General features: G+C 72.7%; 16 protein-coding genes. 8 read left to right on the top strand and 8 right to left on the bottom strand.

The window, feature by feature from the left end; all coding sequences use genetic code 11:
* The first annotated feature begins 23 nt into the window (after nucleotides 1-23).
* The gene (locus tag SM611_RS17670; protein WP_371950664.1) at nucleotides 24-314 is read left to right on the top strand and encodes a mycoredoxin; all 291 of its coding nucleotides are present in this window, start codon (nucleotides 24-26) and stop codon (nucleotides 312-314) included.
* Nucleotides 315-482: 168 nt separating this feature from the next.
* Here the strand turns inward: SM611_RS17670 and nudC are convergent, their stop codons facing one another.
* Nucleotides 483-1,391: an NAD(+) diphosphatase gene (gene nudC, locus SM611_RS17665; protein WP_371950663.1), complete on the bottom strand. Its 909-nt coding sequence runs from the start codon at nucleotides 1,389-1,391 to the stop codon at nucleotides 483-485.
* 22 nt (nucleotides 1,392-1,413) lie between these two features.
* Nucleotides 1,414-2,805, bottom strand: coding sequence for a dipeptidase (locus SM611_RS17660; RefSeq protein WP_371950662.1), 1,392 nt, complete (start codon nucleotides 2,803-2,805; stop codon nucleotides 1,414-1,416).
* A 123-nt stretch (nucleotides 2,806-2,928) separates the two neighbouring features.
* Here SM611_RS17660 and SM611_RS17655 point away from each other — a divergent pair, with 123 nt between their 5' ends.
* Nucleotides 2,929-3,216, top strand: a complete 288-nt coding sequence (locus SM611_RS17655; protein WP_371950660.1) for a DUF4031 domain-containing protein — start codon at nucleotides 2,929-2,931, stop codon at nucleotides 3,214-3,216.
* On the opposite strand, the gene SM611_RS17650 is transcribed toward SM611_RS17655, so the two are convergent.
* Nucleotides 3,206-3,814 (bottom strand): HD domain-containing protein, encoded by a 609-nt coding sequence (locus SM611_RS17650; protein ID WP_371950658.1) that lies wholly within the window; start codon nucleotides 3,812-3,814, stop codon nucleotides 3,206-3,208. The two genes, SM611_RS17655 and SM611_RS17650, sit on opposite strands and share 11 nt — an antisense overlap.
* 142 nt (nucleotides 3,815-3,956) lie before the next feature.
* On the opposite strand from SM611_RS17650, the gene SM611_RS17645 reads away from it, so the two are divergent.
* The 5 genes from SM611_RS17645 to SM611_RS17625 all read left to right on the top strand — a co-directional run bounded on the left by SM611_RS17645 (nucleotide 3,957) and on the right by SM611_RS17625 (nucleotide 10,034).
* Entirely contained in the window at nucleotides 3,957-5,114 is a 1,158-nt protein-coding gene (locus SM611_RS17645) for an ATP-grasp domain-containing protein (RefSeq protein WP_371950657.1), read from the top strand.
* On the top strand, nucleotides 5,111-6,694 hold the full coding sequence (locus SM611_RS17640; protein ID WP_371950655.1) for an IucA/IucC family protein: 1,584 nt from the start codon (nucleotides 5,111-5,113) through the stop codon (nucleotides 6,692-6,694). Before SM611_RS17645 ends, SM611_RS17640 begins: the two co-directional genes overlap by 4 nt.
* Nucleotides 6,685-8,322, top strand: coding sequence for an IucA/IucC family protein (locus SM611_RS17635; protein WP_371950654.1), 1,638 nt, complete (start codon nucleotides 6,685-6,687; stop codon nucleotides 8,320-8,322). The genes SM611_RS17640 and SM611_RS17635 overlap by 10 nt, the downstream gene beginning before the upstream one ends.
* Nucleotides 8,319-9,395 (top strand): alanine racemase, encoded by a 1,077-nt coding sequence (locus tag SM611_RS17630; RefSeq protein WP_371950653.1) that lies wholly within the window; start codon nucleotides 8,319-8,321, stop codon nucleotides 9,393-9,395. Before SM611_RS17635 ends, SM611_RS17630 begins: the two co-directional genes overlap by 4 nt.
* 84 nt (nucleotides 9,396-9,479) lie before the next feature.
* Complete coding sequence (locus SM611_RS17625; RefSeq protein ID WP_371950652.1) at nucleotides 9,480-10,034, top strand: dihydrofolate reductase family protein; 555 nt, start codon at nucleotides 9,480-9,482, stop codon at nucleotides 10,032-10,034.
* Nucleotides 10,035-10,053: 19 nt separating this feature from the next.
* Here SM611_RS17625 and SM611_RS17620 read toward each other — a convergent pair whose 3' ends face one another.
* Complete coding sequence (locus tag SM611_RS17620) at nucleotides 10,054-10,698, bottom strand: maleylpyruvate isomerase N-terminal domain-containing protein (protein ID WP_371950651.1); 645 nt, start codon at nucleotides 10,696-10,698, stop codon at nucleotides 10,054-10,056.
* Nucleotides 10,699-11,097: 399 nt separating this feature from the next.
* On the opposite strand from SM611_RS17620, the gene SM611_RS17615 reads away from it, so the two are divergent.
* Nucleotides 11,098-12,531: an AMP-binding protein gene (locus tag SM611_RS17615; protein WP_371950649.1), complete on the top strand. Its 1,434-nt coding sequence runs from the start codon at nucleotides 11,098-11,100 to the stop codon at nucleotides 12,529-12,531.
* Between the two features lie 161 nt (nucleotides 12,532-12,692).
* Here the strand turns inward: SM611_RS17615 and SM611_RS17610 are convergent, their stop codons facing one another.
* From SM611_RS17610 to SM611_RS17595, 4 genes are all read right to left on the bottom strand, one after another.
* Complete coding sequence (locus SM611_RS17610; RefSeq protein WP_371950648.1) at nucleotides 12,693-12,998, bottom strand: hypothetical protein; 306 nt, start codon at nucleotides 12,996-12,998, stop codon at nucleotides 12,693-12,695.
* A gap of 54 nt (nucleotides 12,999-13,052) precedes the next feature.
* Nucleotides 13,053-13,832, bottom strand: a complete 780-nt coding sequence (locus SM611_RS17605; protein ID WP_371950647.1) for a class I SAM-dependent methyltransferase — start codon at nucleotides 13,830-13,832, stop codon at nucleotides 13,053-13,055.
* Nucleotides 13,833-14,003: 171 nt separating this feature from the next.
* Complete coding sequence (locus SM611_RS17600) at nucleotides 14,004-17,402, bottom strand: ATP-dependent helicase (protein WP_371950646.1); 3,399 nt, start codon at nucleotides 17,400-17,402, stop codon at nucleotides 14,004-14,006.
* A 43-nt stretch (nucleotides 17,403-17,445) separates the two neighbouring features.
* Entirely contained in the window at nucleotides 17,446-20,619 is a 3,174-nt protein-coding gene (locus tag SM611_RS17595) for an ATP-dependent helicase (RefSeq protein ID WP_443112137.1), read from the bottom strand.
* Nucleotide 20,620 lies beyond the last annotated feature (1 nt).

The raw sequence follows: 20,620 nt of genomic DNA, 5'->3' as shown, positions 1-20,620 counted from the left end.
ACGAACGAGGAGACGACGAAGCGATGGCGACGCCTTCGACCGGCCAGGCCCCCGGCCCGACCGGCCAGCTCACCATGTACACGACGACCTGGTGCGGGTTCTGCCGCCGGCTGAAGAGCCAGCTCGCCCGCGACGGCATCGAGATGGTCGAGGTCGACATCGAGCGCGACCCGCAGGCCGCCGACTTCGTCATGAGCGTCAACGGCGGGAACCAGACCGTCCCGACGATCCTCTTCCCGGACGGAACCGCCGCGACCAACCCGAGCGCCAAGGAAGTCAAGCGCCGCCTGGCGGAGATCGCCGGGACCGCCTGAGCCGGCCGTGAAGAAGGCCCGCCGACCCCTAGAACCCAAGCAGGTCAGCGGGCCTTTCTCATCCCCGCGTGCGCGGAGCGTCCGTCCGGGAACAAGACGGTCGGCACGGTCTGTGGGCCATCCCCGCGGCGGCACGGAACAGACTGCTCACTCTATGTGACGCGCGCCTCAGAAGTCGGGCATGTTGGGGAGTTCGCCGCCGTACCAGCGCATGATGAGCTGGGCGGCGATGGACAGCGGGCCCGGCGCGACGATCTCGCCCGCGTCGATCGCGGCGCGCAGCTCGTCCCGCGTGTACCAGGCCGCGTCGAGGATCTCCTCCGGGTCGGGGTTCAGGACGTCGCCGTCCGTCCGCGCCGTGAAGCCCAGCATGAGGCTCTGCGGCAGCGGCCACGGCTGGCTGCCGAGGTAACGGACGTCCCGGACGGGCAGCCCGACCTCCTCCTTCACCTCCCGCGCGACGGCCTGTTCGAGGGATTCGCCCGGCTCGACGAACCCGGCGAGGATCGAGCGGCGGTCGGCGGGCCACTGCGGGCCGCGGGCGAGCAGGATCCGGTCGGCCTCGTCCGTGACCAGCATGATCACGGCGGGGTCGACGCGCGGGAAGTGCTGCGAGCCGTCCTCGGGGCAGACGCGTACGTGCCCGGCGGACGCGACCCGCGTCTCGGCGCCGCAGCGCGGGCAGTACCGGTTGGTGTTGTGCCAGTGCTCCAGCGCGACGGCGTGGGTGAGCAGGCCGGAGTCGCGGTCGCCGAGGACGGCGCCGACGCGGCGGAGCCCGGCCTGCTCCGTCCCCTCGACGGCGGGCAGCGGGCCGGCGACGCCGAAGTGGACGGTGCCGTCGTCGTCGGCGCCGAGGAGCCAGCGTTCGCCGTCCGGCGCCTGGTCCGGCGGGAGCAGGACGAGCGCGGGGGTCGGCTCGTACGTCACGAGCGCCCGCCCGTCCCGGATGACGAGGACCCGCGTCTTCGGATCGTTCCAGGCGGCGTCCAGCCAGGCGTCGTCCGTCCGGTTCAGCGCGACCCGGTCGAGCGTTCCGCGCGCGAGAGCCAGCCATTCGAGGGCGCTTTCGGTCACAGAGGACTCCTCTCCGGGTAGGTCAGCGCAGCGCGGTGGCGAGTTCTTCCCACAGGTACGCGGCGGCCTCCGCGCCCTTGAGCAGCAGCGGGATCTCGACCTTCTCGTTGGGCGCGTGGATGCGGTCGCCGTTCAGCCCGACGGCGACGAAGACCAGCGGCGCGTCCAGGATGTCGGCGAGGTCGGCCTCGGGTCCGCTGCCGCCCTCGCGGGTGAACAGCACGTCGGTGCCGAACGCCCGCTCCATCGCGCGGCGCGCGGCGGCGACGCCGGGCGAGTGGATGGGCGAGAAGCACGGCCGGACGCCGCCGCCCGGGATGCGGACCTCGGCCTCCACTCCGGGCGGGGTGCGCTCGGCGACCCACGCCTTGAACGACTCCTGGACCTTGGCGGGGTCCTGGCCGGCGACGAGCCGGAACGAGATCTTCGCGTGCGCGTCGCGCGGCACGATCGTCTTGCCACCGGGGCCGGTGTGCCCGCCCCACATGCCGTTGATCTCGGCGGTCGGGCGCGCCCAGATGCGTTCGAGGGTCGTGTAGCCCTTCTCGCCGTGCGCGGCGCGGCTCTCGCCGGCGGCGCGGAGCCACTCCTCCTCGTCGAACGGGAGGCGCGCGAACAGCTCCCGCTCCTCGTCCGTCAGGGGGACGACGTCGTCGTAGAAGCCGGGGAGGGTGACGCGCCCGTCGGCGTCGTGCAGGGAGGCGAGCAGCGTCGCCATCGCGTGCAGCGGGTTCGGGACGGCGCCGCCGAACGACCCGGAGTGCAGGTCGGTGGACGGGCCGCGCAGCGTGACCTCGGCCTCGGTGAGCCCGCGCATGCCGGTGCACATGGAGGGGACGTCCGCCGCCCACATCGTGGTGTCGCTGATGACGACGGCGTCGCAGGCGAGCCGGTCGCGGTGGGTGCGCAGGAGGTCGGCGAAGTGCACGGACCCCGACTCCTCCTCGCCCTCCACCAGGAGCTTCACGGTCACGGGCGGGGCCTGCCGCCCGGTCGCGGCGAGGAGCGCGCGGACGCCGAGGGTGTGGAAGAAGACCTGCCCCTTGTCGTCGGACGCGCCGCGGCCGATGAGCCGGTCGCCCCGCTCGACGGGTTCGAAGGGGACGGTGTCCCACTCCTCCAGCGGCTCGACGGGCTGGACGTCGTGGTGGCCGTAGACGACGACGGCGGGCGCGTCCGGGTCGTCGGCGGGCCATTCGGCGAAGACGGCGGGCAGGCCGTCCGTCTCCCAGGTCTCGACCGTCGGGAAGCCCTGCTTGCGCAGGTGGGCGGCGAGCCATTCGGCCGACTCGCGCACGTCGCCGGCGTGCGCCGGGTCGCCGGAGACGGACGGGATCGCCAGCCATTCCTTGAGGTCGGCGATGAACCGGTCCCGCTCGCTCTGTATGTAGGCGACCACGTCGTTCACCCGCATGCCCCTTTGCACGTGTGTTTGTCGTACCGTTGCACCGGCTCCACGGCCTCACCATGGGTCTCACGACGGGCCGTCGCCGCCGCGAGCTTACATCGGCGTCAACGCAGTGTTAGGGGAAGCAGCTTGATCCTCATCGATCCGCCGCTGTGGCCCGCGCGCGGCCGTGTCTGGTCGCACATGGTGAGCGACGTCTCGTACGAGGAGCTGCACGCCTTCGCCGCGGAGCTCGGGATGCCGCCCAGGGCGTTCGACCGCGACCACTACGACGTCCCGTCCGAGCTCTACGAGGCCGCCGTGCTGCAGGGGGCTCAGGCGGTCGGCTGCCAGGAACTGCTCCTGCGGCTCACCAGGGCCGGTCTGCGTCGCCGCAAGCAGTACCGCCAGCAGTACCGTACGCGCGTCACGCGCTGAGGAGCATCAGCTCCGTGCGGATGTTGGTGCGCGCGCGCTCCTCGTATCGTCCGCGTGCGACGGGCGTGTGGAAGAGCTTGGGGAGGGCCAGCAGGCCGTTGAGCACTTCGGCCCGTCCGGCGCGGAAGAACTCGTCGGGGACGAACGCGTACTCGTCCCGGACGGCGGCGGCGTAGGCGGCGTAGGTGTCGGGGTCCGCTCCGAGGACGGCGAGGTCCGCGTCGCACAGGACCTGGCCGTTGCGGTCGTCTTCGTCCGGTGCGTGCGTGGTGGTGAGCTCCACCAGCCGGGTCACCTCCTGGACGGCGTCCGGCGGGAGGTCGGTGTCGGCGAGCATGCGGGCGGCGAGGCGGGCGCTGCGGTCCTCGTTGTCGGCGCGCTCGGGGTCGTAGACGGCGTCGTGGAACCAGGCCGCGAGCCGGACGGCGTCGGGGTCGGCGGCGTGCCCGGCCAGCTCGTCCACGAGGTCGAGGACGGCGGTCAGATGGGCCCGGGTGTGGTAGCGGCGGTGCGGCTCGCCGTAGCGCTGGTCCAGTTCGGTTCCGATATGCCGGGTGTGAGGTCCCGCCAGCGCGACCCACCGGTCGACAAGGTCCATGGCCCCATCCTCGCGGATCACCGGACGGGCCGGGACACGCGGTGCCGCCGTTCTTGCGCGGGCGGTACCGCCCCGCCACTATGGTGATCATCAGAGTTAGGCAAGGCTTACCTCACACCCAGCCGAACTGGAAAGGCCGATCGTGGCCGCCTCCGTCTACCTGGTCGCCGGGAAGGCGACCGACTCGGTGACGCACGGGTTCCTGCCCGCCGCCGCGCGCCTCGGACTCGAGGTGACGCTGCTCACCGACCGTCCCGCCGCCCATCGGTCGGGCGCGCACGCGTTCGGCGGGCCGGTCGTCGAGTGCGACGTCTCCGACTTCCGGGACATCATCGCCCGGGTGGGCGACGCGGAGCCCGCCGCCGTCTTCTCCAACAGCGACTTCCTGCAGGCGCCCGCCGCGCTGGCGGCCGCGTACTTCGGCCTGCCCGCCAAGGACTGGCGGGCGGCGACCCGCGCGAAGAACAAGGCGCTCATGCGCCGCCACCTCGCGGCCCTCGACCCGGTCTTCTCGGCGGACGCGCGCACGGTTCCGGCCGACGCGCCGTATCCGCTCGTCCTCAAACCGCGCGAGGGTGTGGCCAGCGAGGACGTCTTCCTGATCCGGGACGCTACGGAACTGGCCGCCCGGGTCGACGAGATCGCCGCCCGACGGGACGATCCGCTGGTGGCCGAGGAGTACCTGCCAGGGCGCCTGCACACGTTGGAGACGCTCGGCGACGGGCGAGAGATGCGCGTGCTCGGTTCGTTCCGCACGACCCTCTCCCCGCCGCCGTTCTTCGTGGAAGAGCGCCTTGAGTGGACGGAGCCGCCTCCGGAGACGCCGCAGGTTCTGCGGCAACTGGAGGCGCTGGGTATCGGGTTCGGTGCGTGCCACACGGAGTTCGTCGTCCACGAGGGGCGTGCGCGCATCATCGAGGTCAACTACCGGCTGATCGGCGACCACTGCGACTTCCTCTTGGCCGACCTACTGGGCATCCCGCTCTTCGAGCAGATCTGGCGGGTCCACTTGGGCGAGCCGTTGCCGGGAGTGCGGGTGCCACGGCCCCGGCACGCCATCGCCGAGCCGGTCATCGCCGACCGCTCGGGCACGCTCACCGCGGCCCCAGGCCCAGTGCGGGTGGACGACGGCCCAGTGCGGCTGTCCTACCGTCCGCAGCGGTCGGTGGGGGACACGGTCGCGGTCACCCGCACCAACCGCGACTACCTGGGCACGGTGCGCGCCATAGGCCCCGGGCCGGACGAGGTCAACGCCGCCCTGGCACGCTTCCGCGCCGCCCACGACTGGACCATCACGTGACCGGCGAAAGCCCGCTCGCCGCACGTCTGCTGGACGCCCTGCTGCGTGAGGACTACGGGGGCCTACGGCGCTTCGTCCGGAACGGGTCGTTAGAACTGCCGGGCTGTTCTGTGCGCCTGTCGCAAGCACGCCCGGTCTTCCTGTCCGAACTCGTCGTGGACCCTGGGCAGGACCTCAAGCTGAGCGACGTCTTCCAAGCCGTCCGTGCGGTGGCCGATCCGCGCGACGACACGGACGCGTTCGAACGCGAATGCCTGGGCGCGCTCGCCGCCGTCAAGCTCCACGCCGACGCGCGGCCGGTGGTTCACCGGCGGCTGGCGCGCGTCCCGGACGGGCTGCGGACCGGCCCGGGGACGTTCTACGAGACGCTGGCCGCCTACAACGACCATCCGGTGCATCCGGCGGGGCGTAGCCGCGCGGGGCTGTCCATGGCCGATCTGGGCCGGTACGCGCCGGAGTTCGCGCCGTCGTTCCCGCTGCGGTGGGCTTCGGTCCGGAACCCGGTGCTCGCCGGGTCGCCGCCCGAGTGGTGGCCCGAGCCGTCCGATGTGGGGGCGGAGTCGGACGATCCGCTGTTCCCCGTCCATCCGCTGGCGGCGCGGCATGTGCGCGAGCAGCCGGGCGCGACGCTGGCCCCGGAGCCCTTTCTGCGGGTCGCACCGACGCTTTCCATGCGCACGGTGGCCGTGCTGGGCGGCGACGCACCGCCCGTGCACCTGAAGACGCCGCTGCCGACCAGCACGCTGGGCCTCCGCAACCGGCGCACCATCATGCCCGGCACCCTCCCGGACGGCGCGCTGGTCGAACGCGTCCTGCGCCGGGTGCTGCTCCGGGAACCGGCGCTTCGCGTCCTCCTCGCCGATGAGCAGACCTACGGCCACGCGAACGACCCGCTGCTCGCCTACCTGGTGCGGCGCTTCCCACCGGAGACGGCGCGCGCGCACATCGTCCCGGTGGCGGCGCTGCTCGCCGAGGCCCCGGACCAGGGGCACGTCATCGAGCGCTGGGGGGACGTCGAAGCCCTCTTCGGCACCTACCTGTCGGCACTGTTCGCATGGAACGTCACGCTGTTCCGCTACGGCATCGCACTAGAGGCGCACCAGCAGAACGTGTCCCTCGTCCTGGACGACACGTCCCCACTCCATCTCCTCATCAAGGACAACGACGGCGCACTGATCGCCCCGTCCCGGCTCAGGGAGAACCTCCCCGCGTCCCCCGGAACGGACCCGCGCGACCTCGTCGACCAGCGGATGACGACCGACGACCGCGACGCGCTCGCCCGCGTGTTCGTCACCATCACGCTGCACCTGTGCGCCGCCGCCGTCGCCGTCGGCCTGGACGAGCGCGGCCTGCTCACCTGGCGCGCCGGGCTCAGGATGATCCGCGAGCGGCTCGACGACGCGCTCGGCCCGGACGACGGGTTCCTGCGCTCGCGCACGCTCGACGCCGGCTCGCTGCCGGGCAAGGCCATGGTCACCGCCGGAACCCTCGTCGACAAGGCCAGGACCGGCGCGGCCGACATCAACAAGCACTACGGCCCGCCAGGGCCCAACTACCTACGGGACGCGACGTGCTGCTGACCGACCTCACCGAACTCACCGGACTCACCGAACCCACCCGACCGGCCGTCGCGGCCGGCGACGCCACCGCGACGGCGCTGCTCAACTGCCTGATCCGGGAGGTCTGCGCGCCCGAGCAGCAGGTATGGCCGGACGGTTCGCACCTCGTCGCCCGGCTGCCCCGCGCGGGCGTCGTGCTGCGGACGGGCCTGGCCCGTCCCCCGGCCGGCCCCACCTACCGCCTGGCACCGCCCTACGAGGAGCGGCGCGAGGACGAGTGGATCCCGGCCTCCTGGGACAGGCTGGCGAACCTCGTCGCGGGCGAACTGGAACTGGCGACCGGCCGCCCCAATCCCGAGTTCCTCACCCAGGTGGACGACAGCCACACGGCCTTGGCCGCCATCATCGCCGCCCGGAGCGGCCCCTCGGACGACCGGTACATCGCCTCAGAACAGGCTCTCGTGGCGGGGCACCGTTTCCACCCGTCCCCGAAGGCCCGCCAAGGGGCGCCTGGTGACTGGCTCCAGTACGCGCCGGAGACCAGGGCTCGTTTCCGCCCGCGCTGGCTGGCCGTCCCGGAGGACGTCATCACCGAAGAGGGCGACCCGGACGCCTTCACCGCCCTGTCGTCCTATGGGCCGCCTGCTCCGCCCGGCCGGACACTGCTTCCCGTCCACCCGTGGCAGTTCTCCCTGCTCGCGGACAGCCCCGTCCTGCAGAAGGCCCTGGCACAGGGGCTCCTGCTCGACCTTGGGCCGTCCGACGTCGAGGCGGTGCCGACCTCCTCCGTCCGGACGGCCTACGTGCCGGACGCGGACGTGTTCTGCAAGTTCAGCCTGGACGTCCGCATCACCAACTGCGTGCGCAAGAACGCCTGGTACGAACTGGCCGGGGCGATAGCCCTCAACGAGCTGCTGCCGCCCGTCTTCGAGAAGCTGAACTCGACCCTCCTCGCAGAGCCCGCCTACCGCAGCGTCATGCTGCCCGACCGCCGCCTCTACGAGGGCCTGGGCGTGATCCTGCGGCAAGGGGTCAAGTCCCTTCCCGGTACACCGCTCCTGGCGGGCTCCCTGACCGACCCGTACAACACGTTCCTCGCAGACCTGCCCGCCCTGTCGACTCCGGAAGACGCCCGGGCATGGTGGGACGCCTACGTCGCCCAAGTCGCGCCGCCGGTCCTCAGCGCCTACCTCGACCACGGCATCGTCCTGGAGCCCCACCTGCAGAACGTCCTGATCTGCGTCGACTCAGGGGGCATGCCCGTCCACGCGGCCTTCCGCGATCTGGAGGGCACCAAGCTGACCTCCGGCCGCTGGGACCTGACGCACCTCCCAGCCCGCGTGGCCGAAAACCTCACCTACTCGCCCGAGCGGGGCTGGAACCGCGTCGTCTACTGCCTCCTGGTCAACCACCTCACCGAGATCGCCGCAGCCGTGGCGGACCTGCACCCGCACCTGGATCGAACGCTCTGGCAGGACGCGAGAGAGCATTTCGCCGCCCACGACCACCACCCCCAGGTCAGGGCCCTCCTGGCCGGGGTCCCGTTGCCCGCGAAGGCGAATCTCCGCACCCGCTGGTCCCGCATGGCCGACCGCGGCGCCACCTATGTCCCGACCCCGAACCCGCTCGCCGCGCCCCGACCGCTATGAACGAACTCGCGCTGAACCTCGACACGTATCCGGCCTACGTCTACGACCTGCCGGGCCTGGCGGACCACGTCACGTCCATCCGCGCGGCCCTCGGGTCCACCGAACTGTTCTACGCCGCCAAGGCCAACCCGGACGCCGAGATACTCCGCGCCCTGGCGCCTCACATAGACGGCATCGAGGTCTCCTCCGGCGGCGAGCTGGCCCACGTCCGGGAGACCCTGCCGGACAAGCCGCTGGCCTTCGGCGGCCCAGGCAAGACCCCCGAAGAGCTACGCCTGGCCCTGACCGCTGACCGGATCCACGTGGAAAGCCCGAACGAGCTCAAGAACCTGGCCGCTCTGGGCCCCGCCAACATCCTCCTCCGGGCGAACCTCCCCTTGGACACCCCGAACGCCGCCCTCGCCATGAGCGGCCCCTTCGGCATGGACGAGGACGCCCTCAACGAATGCGCCCGCCTCCTCGCCGGCAACCGCCACCTGACTCTCCGCGGCGTCCACGCCCACCTCGCCTCCGGCCTGGACGCCCGCACCATGCTGGACCTGGCCCGCCAGATAGCCGGCTGGGCGCTTCCCTGGCTGAAGACCCAAGGCGTGGACGACCCGGAACTGAACGTGGGCGGCGGCATGGCCGTCGACTACGCGTCCCCGTCGTCCCTCTTCGACTGGCAGGTCTACGGCGCCGGCCTCGCGTCCATCCCGTCCAGGGTCCGCATAGAACCCGGCCGCGCCGTGACCGCCTATCACGGCTGGTACGTCACCGACGTCCTCGACGTGAAGACGACGCGAGGCGAAACCTACGTCATCCTGCGCGGCGGGACCCACCACCTCAGGACACCCGTGACAAAGGGCCACGACCAGCCCTTCACATGCCTCACGGCGACCGGCCAGGAAAGCCCGGCCACCCTCGTGGGCCAGCTGTGCACCCCGAAGGACGTCTTCGCCCGCGACGTGCTGGTCCCGCCCCTGGCCCCCGGCGACATCATCGCCTTCGCGATGGCCGGCGCCTACGCCTGGAACATCTCCCACCACGACTTCCTCATGCACCCGAAACCCACGTTCCACTACCTGCGCTGACGCGACGTGCCCGGACCGATGAGTTCGCGAAGCACCCGAGGTCCACACTCAGAAGGCCGACACGACGAACGGCGAAGGAGAGCCATGCGCGAGCTGAGAGTGGACATGTTCAACACCGTCGACGGCTTCGGCGGCGGCGGACCGCGTCCGGCCGCGTACTGGGGCTACGACGGGCCGGATCTGCTCGCGTGGGTCGACGCGCAGCTCGCCGAGGAGCACGTCACGCTCATGGGCGCGACGACGTACCGCCAGATGTCGGAGATCGTCGCGACCGGCGACGACCCGTCCTTCGCCCGGATGGCCGAGCTCCCCAAAATCGTCTTCTCCACGACGCTCAAGCCGCCGCTGACCTGGCAGAACACCACGATCATCGACGAACCGATCGGGACGGCCGTCCCCGCTCTGAAGGACATGGCCGACGGCCTGCCCATGCGCACCATCGGCAGCGCCTCCCTGGTGCGCAGCCTGTTCCGGCACCGCCTCGTCGACCGCGTCCGGACGATGGTGTTCCCGATGATCCACGGCGTGGAGGGAGAGGGCCCGGTCTTCGCCGATCTCCCCGTCATGGACCTGACCCTGACCTCCACCACCGTGCTCGACGACCGCCTCGTTCTCCTCGACTACCGGATCGACGACTGATCCGCCCCGCGCCGTCGCGTTACCTCTCGGCGATCGGGGACGCGTACCAGCGCCAGGTGGTCAGGCGGGGGTGTCCGGGGAGGTCCGTGCGGCCGGTGGCCCAGAGGAGGGTCGGCCAGGGGGCGGTGTCCCGCGGGGCGTCGGGGAACAGGCGCCGCAGCACTCGGGAGCACAGGCCGGCGGGCGGGTCCCATGGGAGGCCGAGCCCTTCGGCCAGGTCGTAAGTGTGGACGAGCGTTTCCACGATTCCCATGGCGGCGAAGCCCTCGGCGTCCGCCAGGCCGTAGCCGTGGTGGGCGCGGACGTCCGGTGGGACGGTCCGCACCATGGCGACCAGGAGGCCGCCGCATGCGTCGAGCACTTGCAGGAGCCCGTCAGGCCCGGCCTCCCGGTTCGCGTGGACGGCGTTCGCCGGGCCGGACGGGCGGCGGCTCTCCCACACGAACGGCACTTCGGTGTCCACCGGCGGTGTCTTCGGGGCGAGCTGGGCGGCATAGGCGAAGAGGTCGTCGCTCAGGTGCTCGACGGTTTCCCAGCAGTCCCATTCGAGGCTTCCCGCTTTGGCGTCCCAGGCGCCGGGCGGCGCCGTCCTGAGGACGGACACGGCGAGCTGAACGGCCAGCTCCAGATCGTCGGCGGTCACGGCACCCGCTGAGGTCGGCATGCCCCGACGTTAGCCACAGGCGGGCCCGTCCCGCACCATGTCCGCGATGGCCCGCACCTCGGCGTCCTCTCCCGGCCCGAACGCGACGGCGCCCCCCGCACTGACACGGCCCCGCCACATCCGAGGTGGCGAGATGCCGGGAGCGGTGTGCCGGCGGAGGGACGGAGTGCGGGCCGGTCAATACTCTGAGGAGAGGCGGGTATGGCCTTGCTCTGAATTTGACGGGTCTTCGGAGGAGAGGCGTTGCTTGAACAGGTGCGTTCTGTTGCGCGGTCAGGGGTGCGGGCGGCTCGGGCGCTGCGGGATGCGGGCGTCATGCAGCCGATCCGGCCGGATCGGGCCGCGCGGTTGTTGTTGCCGTATGTGCGGTTCGGGCCTGTGCCGGCGACGGTCGGGGCGATGTCGGCTCTGCGGTTTCCCGAACGGGCGGCGTTGATCGACGAGCGCGGGACGCTCTCCTACGCGGAGTTGGAGCGGCGCGCCGCCGCTCTGGCCACCGGCCTCAGGGAGCGGGTCGGAGATGGACGCGTCGGCGTTCTGTGCCGCAATCATCGCGGGTTCGTCGAGGCGGTTCTGGCGGCGTCCCGCCTGGGCAATGACGTGGTCCTGCTCAATACCGACTTCTCCGCGACGCAGCTCGGCCAGGTCGTCGAACGTGAAGGCATCGCGTTGCTCGTCCACGACGAGGAGTTCACCGCGACGGTGGACGAGTCCGGCTTCACGGGTGAACGCCTGCTCGCTTGGGCGGACGGCGACACGAACACGATCGACGCGCTCGTCCGCGTCACCGAGCCTGAGCCGGTCAAGCCCGGCCGGACCAGCGATGTGATCGTGATGACGTCCGGGACCACCGGAACGCCCAAGGGCGCTCGGCACGACATGTCGGTCTCGGCGCTGCTGCCGGCCGCGCTCACCCACATGATGCGCGTGCCCGTCCGGTCCGGGGCGCCGATCGTGGTCGCGCCGCCGCTGTTCCACATTCTCGGCTTCGCCTACACGGCGGTCGGGCTCGGGATCGGCATGCCTCTCGTGCTCTCGCGCCGGTTCGACGCGCGGGAGACGCTGCGGCGGATCGCGGACTGCGAGGCGGAGGCGCTGGTCGCGGTGCCGATGATGCTCCAGCGCATCCTGGACGTGGAGGACCCGCCGGAGACGCCGACCCTGCGCGTCGTCGTGTCGGGTGGCTCGGCACTCCACCCGCATGTGTCGGACGCGTTCATGGACGCGTTCGGCGACGTCCTCATCAACGTGTACGGGGCGACGGAGACGGGCTGGGCCACCATCGCCACGCCGCGCGACCTGCGGGACGCGCCGGGCACGGTGGGGAGGCCGTCGCTCCGGCTGACCGTCAAAATCCTCGACGGGGACGGGCGGGAGCTTCCGGTCGGCGAGACCGGCGAGATCTACACCGGTGGCGGGCTGCGGTTCGCCGGCTACACCGGCGGCGAGAGCAAGCGGGTCCTGGACGGCCTGACGGGCACCGGCGACCTCGGGCATCTCGACGCGGCGGGCCGACTGTTCGTCGACGGGCGCGCCGACGACATGATCGTGTCCGGTGGGGAGAACGTGTTCCCGGGCGAGGTCGAGAACCTGCTCGGCGGGCATCCGGACGTCGCGGAGGTCTCGGTGGCCGGCGTGGACGACGAGGAGTTCGGCCAGCGGCTCGCCGCGTACGTCGTGCGGACGCCGGGCGCGGAGGTCACCGAGGACGACCTCAAGTCCTACGTGAAGAAGCACCTGGCCAGGTACAAGGTGCCGCGCGATGTCCGCTTCGTCCAGGAGCTTCCGCGCACCAGCACGGGGAAGGTCAAGGCGAGGACGCTGTCCGGCTGAGGGCGGCGTCCGGCTGAGGGCGGCGTCCGGGCCCCAGGCCGCACGGTCCCGGACGCGCCCGCTCAAGCAGCGCCCCGAGGCGGGCGCACCGGCCCGCTCGGGCCCGCTCCGGCCCCGCTCTGGACGCCCCGCCCCGGACGCCCCGCCCTGGACGGCGCCGGTCAGGCGGCGCCTCGGTTCTTGGCGGCCATGCAGATGCGCGCCAGGTCGTTGAGGGCGTCGGCGCGGCGCTCGTCCAGGGAGCGCCGGTCGCCCGGGCCCGCCTCGGCCAGGGTGTCGATGACCAGGGAGAACACCGGCCATTCGGCGGGGCCGATGGCGCCCTGGAAGTCGACGCCGTCCTCCAGGTCGTCCAGGTCGAGGTTGCGGGCGAAGGTCGCGAGGGCGGCCTCTGCCGCGACGACGCCGATGCGCATCGCCAGCGCCGCGGGCTCGCGGTCGAGGGACCGCACGGTGTTGGAACCCATGTTCGACAACCTAGAACATATGAGCGATCCGCGTCGAACGTTTGGTCGAAAACGTTATCCGGCGATCGCCTGCTGGAACAGGTACGAGTGCGTGAAGTGGAGGACGCCGTCGACCTCGCTCGGACGCATGCCGGTGGCCGGCCCGCCCGACAACTCGTCCTCCAGCTCCTGCCTGATCCGCGCGGCGGCGTCGTCCGGCGTCTGCGCGAACTCCAGCCACGGGTCGAGCGGGCGGACGAAGTCGAACTGCTCGGCGCGCTTGCACTCGGCGCCGGCCGCGGTGAGGAGGTCCGCGATCCGCGACGCGGTGAGCGATGTGCCGTGCGAGGGGTCGCGGAGGCGCTCGATGCGGTCCGGGTCGCCCTCCAGGCCGTCGGGGCGGATCAGGTCGGCGATGATCAGCGCGGCCCCCGGCCGGCTGACCCGGACCATCTCCTTCACGACGGCCTCCGGGTCGGCGACCTGGTGCAGCGAGAAGCGGGTGACGACCAGCGTGAACGACCGGTCGACGTACGGCAGGGCGGTCGCGTCGCCATGCGTGAAGGTGATGTTCGTGAGGCCGGCCCGGTCGGCGCCGCGCTTGCCTTCGGCGAGCATCGCGGGCGTGAGGTCCAGGGCGGTCACGTGCCGGACGCGGTGGGCGATCGCACGGGACACGAGGGCGGTGCCGGCCGCGACCTCCAGCACGACGTCCTCAAGGTCGAGTTCCGGGTCCATGAAGTGGACGAGCCGGTCCAGATGACGGGTGAACGCGACGTTCAGCTCCGGGTCGGCGAATCCCGCCGCCTGCTTGGAGAACTCCCGTACGACCTTCTCGTCGTGGGTAACCGTCACGTCGCCTCCCTCGGATGGTTGCCCGGATCATCCCCGAAAGCACGCATGGTGAACAGGGGTGAGTGAGACTCATCACCCCATTCCGGCAACAAATCACACCAGGGACGCCACCGGAACACCGTGGATCACGCGGCGAGGACGCCGTGGATCACGCGGCGGGGACGCCGTGGATCACGCGGCGGGGACGCCGTCGAGCAGCGCGGCGAGCCCGGCCGCGTCCAGCAGGTCGGCCGGACGGACGGTGACGTTCGCGCTGACGTAGTGGAACGCCGCGCTGACCTGGGCGACGTCCACCCCGGTGAGTTCGGCCCAGGCGAGCCGGTACGCGGCGAGCTGCACCGACACGAACCGCGCCTCGTCCCCGGACGGCGGCGAACCGGTCTTCCAGTCGACAACCTCGTAGCCGCCGCCGGGTGACCGGAAGACGGCGTCCATCCGGCCCCGGACGAGCCGGTCGCCGATGATCGTCTCGAACGGAACCTCGATGTCGAGGGGCTCGCGCCCCGCCCATTCCGACTCCTCGAACCGCGACCGGAGCCGGTCGAGATGCGAGTCGTCGACGGCGCCCTCGTCGGCGGCGCCGGGCAGCTCGTCCGGGTCGAGGAGGCGCTGCTGCCCCCAGCGGCTCTCCAGCCAGGCGTGGAACGCGGTGCCGCGCCGCGCGTAGGGGGCGGGCGGGCGCGGCATGGGGCGGCGGATCTGCCGGGCCAGCGCCGCCGGGTCGCGGGCGAGCGACACCAGCGACGACACCGACAGGTGCGCGGGGAGTTCGACGAGCAGGCCGTCGCCGCCGCGCCCCCGGTCGCGTTCGGCGAGGAGGAGTTCGACGTCGCGGGCCCACGCGGTCATGCGGCCCCGGTCGGCTTCGGTCAGGCCGGCGTCGCCGGGCCAGTGCCGCGTCCGCCCGGACATCTCGTCCTCGACCATGCGGGCGGCCTCGACGACCGCCTCGTACCGTTCGCGGGCGCTGATGTCGGACTGGCCGCGCTCGCCGGGCGCGGCGGGCCACTGCGCCTCGTCCGGGTCGGCCAGCAGCGGGTTGGCGGCGCCCTCCTGCGGCGGGTCGGTCCACACGGCGACGGACCCGGCGCCCGCCATGCACACGGCGCGCACCTCCTCCAGGAACGGCGACGGCCCGAGCGGGCGCCCGGACGACCCCCACCAGTAGCCGGTGGCGATGAGCAGGCTGGACGCGCGGGTGACCGCGACGTAGGCGAGCCGCCGCTCCTCCCGCAGGTCGCGCTCGGAGCACGCCTGGTCGAACGCGGCGAGGTCGTCCTTCTCCAGCCCGGTGAGCGGCGGCAGGTCGGCGCGGTCGCCGCGCAGCATGAACGGCAGGACGCGCGGGTTGGCCGTCCAGCGGGTGGCGTTCTGCGGCGGCGACGGGAAGATCGACCCCTTGGCGGGGCCGCCGTTCTTCTGCGGGACGTACGACAGGCCGGGCACGACCACGACGGGCCACTCCAGGCCCTTGGACGCGTGGACGGTCAGGAGCTTGACGCTGTTGGTCTCGCCGACGCGTCCGGCCTCCAGCCCGAACTCCTCGGTCTCGGCGGCCTTGAGGTAGGCGAGGAACGCGCCGAGCGTCGGGTCCTCGGCGTCGCCGGCGAACGTGGCGGCGGCGTCGATGAAGGCGTCGAGGTCGGCGCGGGCGGTGACGGGGTCGAGGCCGGACCGCGCGGCGACCTCGATGTCGAGGCCGAGCGTCCGTTCGACCTCGTTGACCAGGTCGGGCAGCGGCAGCCCCACCTGCTTGCGCAGGCCGCGCAGCTCGTCGCGGAGGCGCCGGAGCCGCCCGTGCCCTTCGGGCGAGTACGCGTCCGGCGGGCCGAGGTCGTCGAGCGCGTCGACGAGGCTGCCGGTCTCCTGGTTCAGCTCCCCGACGAGCTGCCGCAGCGGATCGTCCGCGGACGGCGCCGCGCCGTCACCGGACGCCCCCGGCGCGTCGGCCACGGGCTCGCCCACCACAGGTTCACCCACCACGGGCGCCGCCTCCGGCGGGGTGATGTCGCGGGCGGCCTCCTGGGCCAGGGCGCGGGCCCGGCGGCCGAGGGCGACGAGGTCGCGGGGGCCGAGGCGCCAGCGGGGGCCGGTGAGCAGCCGGGCGAGGGACGCGCCGGCGGTGGGGTCGTGCATCACCCGCAGGGTCGCGACGACGTCCTGCACCTCGGGGACGGTGAGGAGCCCGCCGAGCCCGACCACCTCGACGGGGATGCCACGCGCCTCCAGGGCACGCCTGATCAGCGGGAACTGCGACCGCTTCCGGGCGAGGACGGCGATGTCGGAGTACTGCGGCGGTTCCGTCCGCGGGCCGCCGTCGGGCGCGGTCCCGGGGTCGGCGGCCATGAGGCCCGCGATGCGCCCGGCGATGCGGTCGGCTTCGTCCTCGACGGTGGGGAACAGGGCGCATTCGACGCGTCCGCGCCCTTCGCGTCCCGCGCCCGGGACGAGGCGCGGCACCGCCTTCGTCTCGGCGCGCAGCTCCTCCTGCACGCGGGCCGCCGCCTCGAGGATCTGCTCGCCGTTCCGGAACGACCGGCTCAGCTGGACGACGGGCGCCGGCACCGGGCGCCCCCCGGCGGCTCCCGGCAGCAGCGGGAAGTCGTAGGCGAACCGCAGCAGGTTCCCGGCGCTCGCGCCCCGCCACCCGTAGATCGACTGGCACGGGTCGCCGACCGCCGTCACCGGGTGCCCGCCCGCGAACAGGGACCGCAGCAGGACGAGCTGCGCCTGGCTGGTGTCCTGGTACTCGTCCAGCAGGACGACGGAGAACCGGGACCGCTCGATCATCCCGACCTCGGGATGCCGGGAGGCGATCCGCGCCGCGAGCGCCATCTGGTCGCCGTGGTCGATGACCTCGCGGTCGGCCTTGGCCCGCGCGTACGCGCCGATCAGCGGCATGAGCTGCTCGCGGACGGCGTGTTTGGCGAGGATGTCGCGCTGCGCCTTGAGCGGCTTCTTCACGACGGCGAGCCGCTCGTCCAGCCAGGCGCCGACCTTGCGGACGTCCTCGGCGGTGCGCAGGTGCTCGGCGAGGTCGCCGGCGAGTTCCATGACGGCCTTGGTGACGGTGTCGGGCTGCCAGTCGATGCGGTCCATGGGCCCGTCGTAGGCGTCGACGACCCGCGAGCAGATCTGCCAGGCGACGGCGGGCGAGATCAGCCGCATGGTGGGTTCGAGGGCCTCGCGCAAGGCGTGGTCGCCGAAGAGCCGCGCCGCGTACGAGTGGTACGTCGAGACCATCGGCTCGCCGTCGAACAGGGCCTCGCCGCCGAGCCGCTCGAGCTCGTCCCCCGGCAGGACCTCGCGCAGCTTGTCGAGGCGTTTGCGCACGCGTACGCCCAGCTCGGCGGCGGCCTTGCGGGTGAAGGTCAGCCCGAGGACGCGTTCGGGCCGGACGAAGCCGTTCGCGACCAGCCACACCACCCGCGCGGCCATCGTCTCGCTCTTCCCGGACCCGGCGCCCGCGATCACCGCCATCGGCGCCATCGGCGCCTCGATCACCCGGGCCTGCTCCTCCGTCGGCTCCGGGATCTCCAGCAGCCGGGCCAGCTCTCCCGGCGTGATCACCCCACTCCCCCCGAGCTAGTCGATCGCCTCGCGGCCCAGCCGCTCAGTCTCCCACCTGGCCGCCCTCGTCATGGACGGGGCAGCAGGAGCGTACGGGACAGGTGCGACACTTGTCGTTCGCGCGCGCCTGGAAGACGTCGCTCGCCATGCCGGTGGCGACGATCTCGATGAGCTTCTTGGGCCACTCGGGATCGGCGTCCTCGGCGGGCGGCGGCTGCTCCTGCTCGCGCGCCTTCGCGGTGAACGCCGCCTTGCCGACCTGGATGAGCTTGGCGCCGCCGGGCTCGATCAGCCCGTGCCGCTCGAAAGCGCCGAGCATCACCGCGTACTGGTAGACGCCGAGCTGCGGGTGCCGCGCCAGGTCGTCCTTGGGGACGGCGGTGGAGGACGTCTTGATGTCGATGATGACGGCGCGGCCCTGCTCGTCGCGTTCGGCGCGGTCGATGCGGCCCTTGATGACGACGCGGCCGAGGTCGACCTTGAACGACTCCTCCAGGGCGACGACCTCGTTGGGGTTGTCGCGGTGCCAGGCGAGGAACTTGCCGACCATCGCCGCGGCCTGGCCGCGCTGCTTCTCCGAGTACCAGGAGCTGCGGAACTCCAGGTCGTTCCAGATCTCGTCGAGCCGCTGCGCGAGGTGCACCTCGTCGATGCCGTCGTCGGCGCCGGCCATCTCGGCGACCGCGTGGACGACCTTGCCCATGGTGCTGTACTCGTTGGGCCCGCCCTCCTGCGCGCCGACGGCGGAGGCGAGCAGCCAGCGCAGCCCGCAGGTGGTGAACGCCTCGACCTGGGACGGGGAGATGGTGATCTGCTCGTCGTCGGCGAACGCGGGCCCGGAGTCCGACAGCGCGGTGATGGCGTACCAGTTCCCCGGTCTCGCGCCGCGCACGCCCGCGCGCGCGAGGCGGGCGAGGTGCCCGGCGGCGGCGCGGCGCAGCGGCTCCGGGCGGGACGGGTCCGCGACCGCCGACCGCAGGTCGGCGACCAGCGCGGACAGCGAGAGCCACCGCGTCTTCTCGTCCAGCTGCGACTGCTCGATGGCGCCGGGGAGGAGCTCGTTCAGGAACCGGGACGGGCGCTCCTCGGTGTCGTCGCCGCCGACGGCCGTGACGACGAGGCGCTTGCGCGCGCGCGTCACCGCCACGTAGAAGAGCCGCCGTTCCTCGTCCAGCATCTTGGCGGCCATGGACGCGCCCGCCGCGGCGTCGCCGTCCGGTTCGGCGCCGGCGGCGTGCTCGATCAGCTCCTCGACGCCGAGCAGCGACCCGCGCAGCCGGACGTCGGGCCAGACGCCCTCCTGGACGCCGGCGACCACCACGACGTCCCATTCGAGGCCCTTGGCGCGGTGCGCGGTGAGGATGCGGACGGCCTCGCCCTCCGGCGCCTGCTCGGCCAGCGTGTCGCCGGCGATCTCCTGCGAGGCGATGTTGTCGACGAACAGTTCCGGTCCCGCCTGGGGCAGGCGGTCGACGAACCGCGCCGCGTGGTCGAACAGCGCGACGACGGCGTCGAGGTCGCGGTCGGCCGCCGCGCCGCGCGTCCCGCCCTTGGCGCTCTGCTCCAGCAGGACGTCGGCCTGGCCGCTCTCCTGCCACACGGCCCACAGCACGTCCTCGGCGGTTCCGCCGTCGTGGACGGACCGCCGCGCCACCTCGATCAGGTGGGCGATCCGTTCCGCGGGCGCGCGCACCCGCTCGTGGACGAGGATCAGCTCGCGGGGGTCGTTGACGGCCGCGACCAGAAGCTCCCCGAGCGGACGGTCCCCGCCCGACAGTTCCTCCAGGTCGCGCAAGGCCCGCTTGAGCCGCCGCATGGCGAGCGCGTCGGCGCCACCGAGCGGACCGGTGAGGAGGTCTTCCGCGACGACCTCGTCCAGGAAGCCCTTCTTCAGCGCGGCCCTGAGCAGGACCAGGAACGGACGGACGGCGGGCTCCGCGATCAGCGGGACCTCGTCGCCCGCGACGACCACCGGCACGCCGGACTGGGCGAGCGCGCGCCGCAGCACCGGGACCTGCCGTACGGCGCTGCGCACCAGGACGGCCATACGCGACCAGGGCACGCCGTCCAGCAGGTGGGCGCGGCGCAGCTCGTCGGCGACGAGGGCCGATTCCTGGCTCTCGGAGTCGGCGATGACGGCCCGCACCTCGCCGTCGTCCAGTTCGTCCACGGGGTGGAGCGCGCGGTGCTCGGCGGCGCCGGCCGACCCGGCGGGCAGGCGGCGCGCGATCCGGCGCGACGCCGCCAGGATCTCCGGCCCCATGCGGCGGCACGTCCGCAGCGCCACGACGGGGGCGGGCTCGCCGTCCAGGGTGGGGAAGCGGCCGGGGAACTCCTGGATCCCGCGAACGTCGGCGCCGCGGAACCCGTAGATGGACTGGTCCGGGTCGCCCACCACGACGAGGTCGCGCCCCTCCCCGGCGAGGTGGTGCAGGAGGGCCTCCTGCGCGGGGTCGGTGTCCTGGTACTCGTCGACGAACACCACGTCGTAGGCGTCCCGCTCCCGGATCCGCACCTCCTCCTCGGCGAGCATGCCCGCGGCCATGTGGATGAGCTCGCCGTAGTCGTAGGTGGGGACGGGGTCGAGCAGGAAGCGGTCGACGTAGCGGTCCATGAACCCGCCGATGGCGGGCCAGTCGTCGCGGCCGCGCATCCGCCCGAGCGCGACGAGGTCTTCCGCGGCGTACTGGCGCTCGACGGCCCGCAGGGTGAAGTCGCGCAGCTCTTCGGCGAACCCGCGCGTCGCCAAGGCCGCCCTCAGACGCTCCGGCCAGCCGCGCGCGCCGTCCGCCAGCTCGCCCTCCAGCAGCCGGCGCACTTCCAGGAGCTGCTCCGGCCCGGACAGCAGCCGCGGGGCGGGCTCCTCGTTCAGCACCGCGTCCCGCCGGATCAGCGCGTACGCGTAGCTGTGGAAGGTGAGCGCGAGCGGGGTGCGCGTCGTCCGGTGGAGGCGGCCGGTGATGCGCTGCCGCAGCTCACCCGCCGCCTTCCGGCTGAACGTCAGGACGAGCACGCGCTCCGGATCGACGCCCCGGTTCTCGATGCGGTCGACGACCGCCTCGACGATCGTCGTCGTCTTCCCGGTGCCGGGGCCCGCCAGCACCAGCATCGGCCCACCGGCGTGCTCGACGACCCGCCGCTGCTGCTCGTCGAGCGCAGGCGGGACGGCCCGCGCGGGACCGGCGCGGCGCACGAGACGGTAGGAACCAGAGAGCACA

The organism is Actinomadura monticuli, assembly GCF_041463655.1.
Taxonomy (GTDB): domain Bacteria; phylum Actinomycetota; class Actinomycetes; order Streptosporangiales; family Streptosporangiaceae; genus Spirillospora; species Spirillospora monticuli.
Note: the sequence above shows the minus strand (reverse complement) of the source record. Positions and strands in the feature narration are given on the sequence as shown.

Excerpts from the sequence above, each read along its gene's own strand:
- SM611_RS17650 (WP_371950658.1), bottom strand. The coding sequence starts at position 3,814 with ATGGACCTTGTCGACCGGTGGGTCGCGCTGGCGGGACCTCACACCCGG.
- SM611_RS17630 (WP_371950653.1), top strand. The coding sequence starts at position 8,319 with ATGAACGAACTCGCGCTGAACCTCGACACGTATCCGGCCTACGTCTAC.
- SM611_RS17625 (WP_371950652.1), top strand. The coding sequence starts at position 9,480 with ATGCGCGAGCTGAGAGTGGACATGTTCAACACCGTCGACGGCTTCGGC.
- SM611_RS17615 (WP_371950649.1), top strand. The coding sequence starts at position 11,098 with ATGTCGGCTCTGCGGTTTCCCGAACGGGCGGCGTTGATCGACGAGCGC.
- SM611_RS17670 (WP_371950664.1), top strand. The coding sequence starts at position 24 with ATGGCGACGCCTTCGACCGGCCAGGCCCCCGGCCCGACCGGCCAGCTC.
- SM611_RS17660 (WP_371950662.1), bottom strand. The coding sequence starts at position 2,805 with ATGCGGGTGAACGACGTGGTCGCCTACATACAGAGCGAGCGGGACCGG.
- SM611_RS17620 (WP_371950651.1), bottom strand. The coding sequence starts at position 10,698 with ATGCCGACCTCAGCGGGTGCCGTGACCGCCGACGATCTGGAGCTGGCC.
- SM611_RS17610 (WP_371950648.1), bottom strand. The coding sequence starts at position 12,998 with ATGGGTTCCAACACCGTGCGGTCCCTCGACCGCGAGCCCGCGGCGCTG.